Below are 9,912 nucleotides of genomic sequence, written 5' to 3'. Positions count from 1 at the left end.
TTGAACATAAAGAAAGAGAGGACGAAGTTCGTCCTCTCTAGGTGTTAGCTTTTCATCTACCCACTACAGTTGACAAAGAGCCCAAAAAAGCAAACACTTTCAAGTGCTTGCTTTCATTATTCGCCAAACCAGAGGGAAATTTCGCGTTCGGCTGATTCCGGTGAATCTGAACCGTGAACGACGTTGAAGGTTGCGCCACCTTCATCTGGGGCTTGTGCGTAGTCGCCTCGGATTGTTCCTGGAAGAGCTTCTTTAGGATTTGTTGCTCCCATCATAGTGCGCCATGAGCCAATCACTTGGTTCCCTGACAAGACACCTGTGATAAGTGGTCCACTTGTCATAAAATCAACAATTTGTGGGAAAAATGGTCGGTCAACCAAATCTTCATAGTGTTTTTCTAACAACTCTGGAGTAGCCATACGCATTTCAAGTTTTTCAATCTTGAATCCTCGTCTTTCAATGCGATGCAACACTTCACCGACTAATCCACGTCTGACACCATCTGGCTTAATCATAAAGAATGTTTTTTCCATGTAATCAATCCAACCTATCTAAATAAATTCTTCTCTATTTTACCATAAAAAGTAGGGTTTGAAAAATCTAAGCCTTTAAATCACTTCTAGTCTGCCACCTTGTAATAACACAAACTATCATCCGCGAATTCATAGCCATTGCTACGATTGCTGGTAAAATACAAACGGTCACGGCTGGCATCTGAAGAGCCGCTTGCACGCCCAGCTTCTAACAACACAAGAACATTGATTCTCATAACACTATCATCTTCAAACTGACAATAAATGTACGGATAGCCATTAACAGATTGTAAACCACCTACAAGCGATACAAAACCAACTCCAGAATTAGCATTGTAACTGTAGCCATCAGGCTGGATAATGATGGTATCCGAACCATCTCCAGTCGTCCATGTGCCAGCCAAAGAAGCGTAATTGCCCACAGCTAGTTCTTCTAACTGTATTCCAGTCGGCTGAGACACCGAAGCCTCATCTTGACTACTACTTGGTGTGGTCTGATTATCAAAACTTTCAGTTTCTGTAGTAATTGACTGTGTTGAAGAACTACTTAACTCTGTTTGAGTGCTACTTTCTGAGATGGACGTTGAGGTGAAAGTCGAGCTAGATGATGCTTTTTGCGTTTGGCTAGTAGTAGATACGGTTGTTTTGGAATTTGTTTGAGGCGATTGGAACTTATGACAAGCTGATAAGCCCACACAAGACAAGGCCAACAAACATAAAAAGACTTTTCTCATATCCATTTATCCCCTCTCTTACAATCAGTAAATATTTATCGTTCCTAAACCACCCTAATTGTAACATAAAAAACAAGTTTATGGTATCGTTTTCAATTGTGCTTTTATATTTTTCCTAAACAAAAAAACAAGCGCTTTTATACGCTCGTTCAATTAACAACACAGCTCTAAAACTTCCGAAATTCGTTAGTCTCATAATTATATGTTTTGGAACCATTCGAAACAACACAGCTCTAAAACACATTATGTATTAAGTCTATTTTAAAATGGTTTTGGAACCATTCGAAACAACACAGCTCTAAAACGTTACGAATACACTTTGATATTTTTAAAGTTTTGGAACCATTCGAAACAACACAGCTCTAAAACAAGAAACTTATCAGAAAATCAAGGAAAAAAGTTTTGGAACCATTCGAAACAACACAGCTCTAAAACTGACTTGTCCAGTTAGTCCCAAAAGTCCAAGGTTTTGGAACCATTCGAAACAACACAGCTCTAAAACACAGGTCTACTGTTATATCTTTATCTCTTGGTTTTGGAACCATTCGAAACAACACAGCTCTAAAACAACCAATGGCACTTTCATACCGTCATTGCCGTTTTGGAACCATTCGAAACAACACAGCTCTAAAACTAACAAACGTTAATTTGATTTGTTCTTTACGTTTTGGAACCATTCGAAACAACACAGCTCTAAAACTGAGTTTTGATAAAATAGTTCCTAGCTATCGTTTTGGAACCATTCGAAACAACACAGCTCTAAAACGTCACTGCTTACTTAAATGCTAACTCCTCAGTTTTGGAACCATTCGAAACAACACAGCTCTAAAACAGCTACACTTTCAAAAGTTCAAAACAACGGGTTTTGGAACCATTCGAAACAACACAGCTCTAAAACATACCAATCCAAATAGCTAACATATAATATGGTTTTGGAACCATTCGAAACAACACAGCTCTAAAACGCACTCAACTTATTGTCAAACCCTCTAGGGGTTTTGGAACCATTCGAAACAACACAGCTCTAAAACATAAAATCTGTTTCTTTTGCAAGCCAGTTAGTTTTGGAACCATTCGAAACAACACAGCTCTAAAACCCACCGTATAAACTAAATTCTCCACGACTAGTTTTGGAACCATTCGAAACAACACAGCTCTAAAACTTCTTTTTACGCTTTAACGTGCAACCTCCAGTTTTGGAACCATTCGAAACAACACAGCTCTAAAACAAAAAAAGGGAAATATGAAACAATCGCTATTGTTTTGGAACCATTCGAAACAACACAGCTCTAAAACTTAATCACAAAAAATATTGTTTGTATGACGTTTTGGAACCATTCGAAACAACACAGCTCTAAAACAACATACCAAGAAAGGCGTCAGATTCTCGTGTTTTGGAACCATTCGAAACAACACAGCTCTAAAACTTCATATAGAGGGCTGTTTATTGTGTGAAGGTTTTGGAACCATTCGAAACAACACAGCTCTAAAACCACAATGAAGTTCGTAGAAGTAGTCTACTGGTTTTGGAACCATTCGAAACAACACAGCTCTAAAACCTCGTCATTATTTCATACTACTATGTTAGCGTTTTGGAACCATTCGAAACAACACAGCTCTAAAACGTTGTTAAACATGAAATGGCGTTTGATAAGGTTTTGGAACCATTCGAAACAACACAGCTCTAAAACAAGTCTCACAGACTGACTTCAATACGTTAAGTTTTGGAACCATTCGAAACAACACAGCTCTAAAACTGTGCACTTACACCATTCGGCGAATCTGCGGTTTTGGAACCATTCGAAACAACACAGCTCTAAAACTAAACAAGTACAAGAATTGCTTGACCTTTCGTTTTGGAACCATTCGAAACAACACAGCTCTAAAACCTGCTAAATCATTTTCAGCTTGTCCGTTGTGTTTTGGAACCATTCGAAACAACACAGCTCTAAAACGTATATACATTATACACGTTTACTTGATATGTTTTGGAACCATTCGAAACAACACAGCTCTAAAACATGTTGTTTCGATAATCGTCTGATAAATTGGTTTTGGAACCATTCGAAACAACACAGCTCTAAAACGTCTCGGCAGCATGTTTAAAGTCTTCGGTTGTTTTGGAACCATTCGAAACAACACAGCTCTAAAACCTCGTGGACCATTTTTTCTCACAAGATTTCGTAATCGCGCCATTCGTCCACAGCAGAACTTCAGCTCCGAACGATCCCATTAATAAAATCGAATTTTAATTATTTCCATTATACCATAAAATCAGTTTATCTAACAGCGATTTTAAAAAAGCAAGATATCTGAAAGTTCTAAAATGAAATTAGCCACTTGAGCACTTGAGTGTATCAAAAAACATCTCAGAGAGATATAATTGTAATCACCACAACAACAATTAGAAGGACTCTGAGATGCAAGACTATTATACACCAAAAGGTAAACATTTAACACTAGCAGACCGTAGAAAAAAGAGAAAACCAATTGGTTCTCTCTCGATGTTAGCTTTTCATCACCCCACTACAGTTGACAAAGAGCCGGTTAAAGTAAAGATTTCTCTTACTTTTTATTATTTCCCACGTTAATGCGGTTCAATGCCCGACGAAGAGCAACTTGGGCACGACGCACCTCATCGATATCATGGTTACTTTGTGCTTTTTCCAAGCTACGTTCAGCACGAATTTTAGCACGTTCGGCACGGCTAACGTCAATATCGCGTTCACGTTCAGCAGAATCAGCGACAATAGTGACATGATTATCTTTGACTTCGATAACACCACCGTTGATGGCAATCCAGTCCACGTGATTTTCATCATCCGTACGACGGATTTTCATTTCATGGACTGTCAAAGGGGCAATGAGGTTGATATGGTCTGGCAAAATCCCCATCTCACCGTCAGGTGTTTTTATTGAAATATAATTAGCATGGTGATCATAGCGAATTCCATCGGGTGTTACCACCTGAACAGTCATATATGTCATGGCATCACCTCATTAGTAGTTCATTTTTTTCGCTTTTTCAACAACATCCTCGATTGGACCCACGTTACGGAAAGCATCTTCTGGAAGATCATCGTATTTACCTTCCAAAATTTCCTTGAATCCACGAACTGTTTCAGCTACGGGAACGTATGAACCAGGCATACCTGTAAATTGTTCCGCAACGTTAAAGTTTTGTGACAAGAAGAATTGAATACGACGTGCACGTCCAACCAATGTTTTTTCTTCATCAGACAATTCGTCCATACCAAGAATGGCAATGATGTCTTGCAATTCACGGTAACGTTGAAGAACACGTTGCACTTCTGTCGCAACATCGTAGTGCTCTTGACCAACAATTTCTGGTGCAAGCGCACGTGAACTTGAAGCAAGTGGGTCAACGGCTGGGTAAATCCCCATTTGAGTCAACTTACGTTCAAGGTTGGTTGTTGAATCCAAGTGAGCGAATGCTGTTGCTGGCGCTGGGTCAGTGTAGTCATCGGCTGGCACGTAGATGGCTTGAATAGAGGTTACAGAACCTTTTTTCGTAGATGTGATACGTTCTTGCAATTGACCCATTTCAGTAGCCAAGGTTGGTTGGTAACCAACGGCTGATGGCATACGTCCAAGAAGGGCAGATACTTCTGAACCGGCTTGGGTGAAACGGAAGATATTGTCAATGAAAAGAAGTACGTCTTGGCCTTCAACATCACGGAAGTATTCAGCGATAGTCAAACCAGTAAGGGCTACACGCATACGTGCTCCAGGTGGTTCATTCATTTGACCAAAGACCATGGCTGTTTTTTCAATAACGCCAGATTCTTTCATTTCCCAGTAAAGGTCATTCCCTTCACGTGTACGTTCCCCAACACCGGTAAATACTGAAATACCACCGTGTTCTTGGGCAATGTTATGAATCAATTCTTGGATAAGAACGGTTTTACCAACACCGGCACCACCGAAAAGACCGACTTTACCACCTTTAAGGTATGGCGCTAAAAGGTCGATAACTTTGATTCCTGTTTCAAGGATTTCAGATGATGTTGATAATTCATCAAAAGCTGGTGCTTTTTTGTGGATAGGTTCACGAGGAGCGTCTTCAGCAAATGGTTCTTCAAGGTCAATAGTGTCCCCAAGAACGTTAAAGACGCGACCTAGTGTTTCTGTCCCAACAGGCACGCTAATAGCACGACCTGTATCAAAAACTTCTAATCCACGTGTAAGCCCATCGGTTGATTCCATAGCGATTGTACGAATAATACCGTCACCGAGTTCAAGAGCAACTTCGAGAACGATTTTTTTCGATTTATCGCCATCTTTATAAACAATCAATGCATTATTAATCTCAGGTAATTTGTCACCAGCATCGAACGCGACGTCAACGACTGGACCAACAACCTGAGCAATTTTGCCTGAGCTCATGTTTTTCTCCTTTTAGATTTTTTAGAAATACGTTTTTGCTAGAAAACAGATTTCTCTTTTATTCTAGTGCGTTAGCACCCGCTACAATTTCTGTAATTTCTTGTGTAATAGCTGCTTGACGCGCACGGTTGTACTGAATCGTCAAATCGTTAATAATACTTTTGGCGTTATCAGTAGCCGTTTGCATGGCTGTCATACCAGCGGCATGTTCAGCAGTTTTCGCATCTACAATTGCCCCGTAAATAAGGCTTTCCGTGTATTGCGGCAACAATTGTTCCAAAATCATTTCACGGTCTGGTTCCAATTCAAAACCAGATGTGCCTTCTTCTGCTGCTTCATTGGCATCCAATTCTGCGATAGGAAGCATTTGTTGAACACGAACCTGACTGGTTAAGCTATTCACATGATGGTTATAACAAACGTACAACTCATCAAATAACTCGTTTTTATACATTTCAACAGACTGCGAAATGATGTTACCAACTTGTTCAAATGACGGTTGGTCTTCAAGGCCTCGCAATTCAAAGACAACATTCATGCCACGGGCTTTAAAGAAATCAGCACCGATACCACCAATAGCGATGATGGCATAGTTATCATTGTCCGCATGGTACTCTGCAATCAAATCCATCATGGCTTTCAAGATTTTTGAATTGTATCCGCCAACCAAACCTTTGTCTGAGGTAATCACGATATAGCCTGTTTTTTTCACTGGACGTGACACCAACATTGGATTGCTAGAACCACTTGTCAATTCAGATTTTAAAAGATCCGTAGTGATTTGGCGAATTTTTGAAGCATAGATTTGGAAATCTTTTGCAGCCTGCTCAGATTTGGTCAATTTGGCTGCTGATACCATTTGCATGGCACCAGTAATATGACTTGTTTTCTGAGTTGAAACGATTTTCCCTTTAATTTCACTAAGAGAGCCTGCCATATGCTTACCCCCTCTTATTTGAATTCAGATTGTTCTTTAAAAGCTTGAATAGCAGCGTCTAAAACTGATTCTTCTGGTAAATCTTTCGTTATACGGATGGTTTCAAAAATAGATTCGTAATGAGCGTCAAAGTAATCATACAAAGCTTGCTCGAAATCTAAGATATCGTTAACTGGCACATCATCTAAGAAACCATGAGTTAGTGCATACAAGATAACAACTTGTTTTTCAACTGGAAGTGGTTTGTGAACAGGTTGTTTAAGCACTTCAACGGTACGACGTCCACGGTTCAATTTCGCTTGTGTAGCAGCATCCAAATCAGAACCAAATTGCGTGAAGGCTTCCAATTCACGGTAAGAAGCCAAGTCAAGACGAAGAGTACCAGCTACTTTCTTCATGGCTTTGATTTGCGCAGAACCACCAACACGTGATACTGAAGAACCCGCATCAATCGCAGGACGAACACCTGAGTTGAAAAGATTTTCTTGCAAGAAAATTTGTCCGTCAGTAATCGAAATCACGTTTGTCGCGATGTAAGCTGAGATGTCCCCTGCTTGTGTTTCGATGAATGGAAGGGCTGTGATAGAACCACCACCAAGTTCATCTGAAACTTTCGCTGAACGTTCTAGCAAACGGCTGTGTAGATAGAAAACGTCACCTGGGTAGGCTTCACGTCCTGGTGGACGACGAAGAAGAAGGGACAGTTCACGGTAAGCAACCGCTTGTTTTGACAAATCATCGTAAACAATCAAAACGTGTTTGCCGTTATACATGAATTCTTCTGCCATTGCAACACCAGCATAAGGTGCGATGTAAAGCAATGGTGATGGTTGTGAAGCTGAGGCTGTCACAACGATTGTATAATCTAGGGCACCGTATTTACGAAGGGTTTCAACTTGTGTACGAACGGTTGATTCTTTTTGACCGATAGCGACATAGATACAAATCATATCTTGTCCTTTTTGGTTCAAAATCGCATCAATCGCAACAGATGTTTTACCTGTTTGGCGGTCACCGATAATCAATTCACGTTGACCACGTCCAATTGGAACCAAGGCGTCAATAGCTTTCAAGCCTGTTTGAAGAGGTTCAGAAACTGATTTACGTTGCATAACACCTGGAGCAGGTGCTTCAACAGGACGAGTGGCTGTGGTTTTAATGTCACCAAGACCATCCACAGGTTGACCAAGTGGGTTAACAACACGTCCAATAAGGGCTTCACCTACTGGCACTTCCATGATTTTACCTGTGCGTTTTACCACATCGCCTTCACGGATTGTAGAGAAATCTCCTAAAATGATGATACCAACATCATTGGTTTCAAGGTTTTGAGCCATACCAAAGGCACCATTTGAAAATTCAAGAAGTTCCCCACTCATCGTGTTATCAAGACCACGAGCACGTGCGATACCATCACCGATATAAGTGACCACACCAGTTTCTGTGACGTCAAAATTTGGCTGGAAGTTTTCAATTTGCTTTTTAATTAAAGCGCTAATTTCTTGTGCATTAATTGCCAAAAGTCACACCACTTTCTATTTCAAATTCATTTTTAATTCTTGTAATTGATGCTGAATGCTTGTATCAATTACTGTGTTGTTCACATTGATGATAAAGCCACCAAGAATAGCCTCATCAATATTTTCAATCAATTTTCCTACTGTTATTCCAAATTTTTTGGAGATTAACGCTAGGATACGTTCTTTTTGGTTAGGTGTCAAAGCAACAGCTGTTGTCACCACAGCATCATGTTGATTGCTTGCGATAGCCATTTGCGCTTTGACTTCCTTCAAAATCACTTCTAAGAACGCTTCTCTTTCGTTTTGTAAAATTACCTCAAGAAAATTGTTCATATAAACTGAACTAGACTCTTGAAACAACCTAACAAGTTTTACTTTTTCATCACGCGAAACAGCTATACTTGATAAAACTTTAGCTAAACGTGTTTGCTGAAAAACAGATAATACGGCGTCTGTTTCTTCTTGAAGCGCTGCTAATTGATCTTTTTCAATAGCTACTTCAACGAAACTTTTGGCATACTGTTCAACAAGCGCTACTGTTTTTTTATCCATTAGGCATCTCCTAGCTTATCAAGATAACTATCAATGAGATCGCTTTGAGCTTCCTTATCAAGCGTTGTCGCCATGATTTTTTCTGCCAACATTACGGTTAAATCAGCAACATCACCTTTAACACTTGATAGGGCTTCTACCTTACTGAGTGCGATGTCTTGATTAGCTTTTTCTTTCAAACGTTTAGCTTCTTCATGCGCTTGAGCAACGATTTTAGCTTCTTGATTTTTACCAGTTTCTTTGGCATCATCAATGATTTGCGTTGCTTCCAAACGTGCACCAGCTAATTCTGTTTGACGCTTAGCGGCCAAATCTTCAGCCTCTTCACGAGCTGCTTTGGCATCATCAATATCATTGGCGATTTTCTCTTCACGAGCCTTAAAAATGCCTGTAATTTGGTCCCAAGCAAATAATTTAACGAGAACAAGCAAGAGAAGAAAAGAGCCAGTTACAATAATAATGTTACCAAGACTTGTGCTATTAATAAGCGTTGACATAAATACTTTCTCCTTTCTTATTATTCTTTGTGATTCACTTTGTCACCAACGTAAACAGATGACAAAATGACAAATACATAGGCTTGAATACAAGATATCATGATCGAAAATCCTGTCCAAACAACATTCAAGGCGAATGCTATTGGCCATGCAAAGATACTAGTATCTGAAAATTGCACCAACAATCCTAAAATGATTTCACCGGCAAAGATATTACCATAAAGACGAAGCGTCAACGAAATGATGTTCGTAAACTGCTCTAGAATATTCATTGGTAACATTGCTGGCGTTGGTGAGAGGTATTCTTTCAAATACTCCTTAAAACCATTTTTACGCACACCTTCAACGTGGATAACAACAGCCATCATCAAAGACAATCCAAAGTTGTAGGCTGCGTTAGAGGTTGGAGATGACCAAAAGTTGTAGCCACCAATTTCAATTTTTGCGACTAGCCCTATGTTGTTGGCAATCACTAAGAAAAAGAATAAACTAAAGAAGAGGAGACTGTAGTTGCTAGTATAGCGACCAAGATTGGGTTTAATAATTCCTTGTACGAACTCATACACCCACTCTAACACATTTTGTTTTCCTTTTGGTTTCAATTGCATATTGCGGCTTGAAATAAAGATAATCAAAAATGTAATGAGCACTGTCAACAGTGACATTGAGAGAATGGTTAAGTCAAAATCAATCCCAAAGAGTTGCGCTGTTGGATTCACAGAAGTTTCCAAT

9 protein-coding genes and 1 CRISPR repeat array are annotated in these 9,912 nt (G+C 39.7%); all 9 genes read right to left on the bottom strand.

The genetic code is table 11. The features are described from left to right. Positions 1 to 116: 116 nt before the first annotated feature. Positions 117 to 533, bottom strand: a complete 417-nt coding sequence (gene ndk, locus ACFORE_RS00915) for a nucleoside-diphosphate kinase (RefSeq protein ID WP_154454356.1) — start codon at positions 531 to 533, stop codon at positions 117 to 119. A gap of 86 nt (positions 534 to 619) precedes the next feature. Beyond that, positions 620 to 1,273, bottom strand: a complete 654-nt coding sequence (locus ACFORE_RS00910) for a hypothetical protein (RefSeq protein ID WP_154454357.1) — start codon at positions 1,271 to 1,273, stop codon at positions 620 to 622. 198 nt (positions 1,274 to 1,471) lie between these two features. Beyond that, positions 1,472 to 3,420: a CRISPR direct-repeat array (repeat unit 36 nt; unit sequence GTTTTGGAACCATTCGAAACAACACAGCTCTAAAAC). A 412-nt stretch (positions 3,421 to 3,832) separates the two neighbouring features. Continuing rightward, positions 3,833 to 4,255 (bottom strand): F0F1 ATP synthase subunit epsilon, encoded by a 423-nt coding sequence (locus ACFORE_RS00905; protein WP_154454358.1) that lies wholly within the window; start codon positions 4,253 to 4,255, stop codon positions 3,833 to 3,835. A 12-nt stretch (positions 4,256 to 4,267) separates the two neighbouring features. Continuing rightward, positions 4,268 to 5,674: a F0F1 ATP synthase subunit beta gene (gene atpD, locus ACFORE_RS00900; protein ID WP_154454359.1), complete on the bottom strand. Its 1,407-nt coding sequence runs from the start codon at positions 5,672 to 5,674 to the stop codon at positions 4,268 to 4,270. A 58-nt stretch (positions 5,675 to 5,732) separates the two neighbouring features. Next, positions 5,733 to 6,611: a F0F1 ATP synthase subunit gamma gene (locus tag ACFORE_RS00895; RefSeq protein ID WP_154454360.1), complete on the bottom strand. Its 879-nt coding sequence runs from the start codon at positions 6,609 to 6,611 to the stop codon at positions 5,733 to 5,735. Between the two features lie 14 nt (positions 6,612 to 6,625). After that, complete coding sequence (atpA, locus tag ACFORE_RS00890; RefSeq protein WP_154454361.1) at positions 6,626 to 8,131, bottom strand: F0F1 ATP synthase subunit alpha; 1,506 nt, start codon at positions 8,129 to 8,131, stop codon at positions 6,626 to 6,628. Between the two features lie 15 nt (positions 8,132 to 8,146). Next, positions 8,147 to 8,683 carry a F0F1 ATP synthase subunit delta gene (locus tag ACFORE_RS00885; RefSeq protein ID WP_154454362.1) on the bottom strand — a complete coding sequence of 179 codons (537 nt, stop codon included), beginning with the start codon at positions 8,681 to 8,683 and terminating at the stop codon, positions 8,147 to 8,149. Then, positions 8,683 to 9,180 carry a F0F1 ATP synthase subunit B gene (gene atpF / locus ACFORE_RS00880; RefSeq protein WP_154454363.1) on the bottom strand — a complete coding sequence of 166 codons (498 nt, stop codon included), beginning with the start codon at positions 9,178 to 9,180 and terminating at the stop codon, positions 8,683 to 8,685. Before atpF ends, ACFORE_RS00885 begins: the two co-directional genes overlap by 1 nt. Positions 9,181 to 9,200: 20 nt before the next feature. After that, the gene (gene atpB, locus ACFORE_RS00875) at positions 9,201 to 9,911 is read right to left on the bottom strand and encodes a F0F1 ATP synthase subunit A (RefSeq protein WP_154454364.1); all 711 of its coding nucleotides are present in this window, start codon (positions 9,909 to 9,911) and stop codon (positions 9,201 to 9,203) included. Position 9,912: the final 1 nt, after the last annotated feature.

This window comes from Streptococcus alactolyticus (genome assembly GCF_042649785.1).
In the GTDB taxonomy this organism is placed as follows: Bacteria; Bacillota; Bacilli; order Lactobacillales; family Streptococcaceae; genus Streptococcus; species Streptococcus alactolyticus.
Note: the sequence above shows the minus strand (reverse complement) of the source record. Positions and strands in the feature narration are given on the sequence as shown.

Coding starts and splice junctions, on each gene's coding strand:
- atpF (WP_154454363.1), bottom strand. CDS start 9,180: ATGTCAACGCTTATTAATAGCACAAGTCTTGGTAACATTATTATTGTA.
- atpD (WP_154454359.1), bottom strand. CDS start 5,674: ATGAGCTCAGGCAAAATTGCTCAGGTTGTTGGTCCAGTCGTTGACGTC.
- ACFORE_RS00905 (WP_154454358.1), bottom strand. CDS start 4,255: ATGACATATATGACTGTTCAGGTGGTAACACCCGATGGAATTCGCTAT.
- ACFORE_RS00895 (WP_154454360.1), bottom strand. CDS start 6,611: ATGGCAGGCTCTCTTAGTGAAATTAAAGGGAAAATCGTTTCAACTCAG.
- ACFORE_RS00885 (WP_154454362.1), bottom strand. CDS start 8,683: ATGGATAAAAAAACAGTAGCGCTTGTTGAACAGTATGCCAAAAGTTTC.
- ndk (WP_154454356.1), bottom strand. CDS start 533: ATGGAAAAAACATTCTTTATGATTAAGCCAGATGGTGTCAGACGTGGA.
- ACFORE_RS00910 (WP_154454357.1), bottom strand. CDS start 1,273: ATGGATATGAGAAAAGTCTTTTTATGTTTGTTGGCCTTGTCTTGTGTG.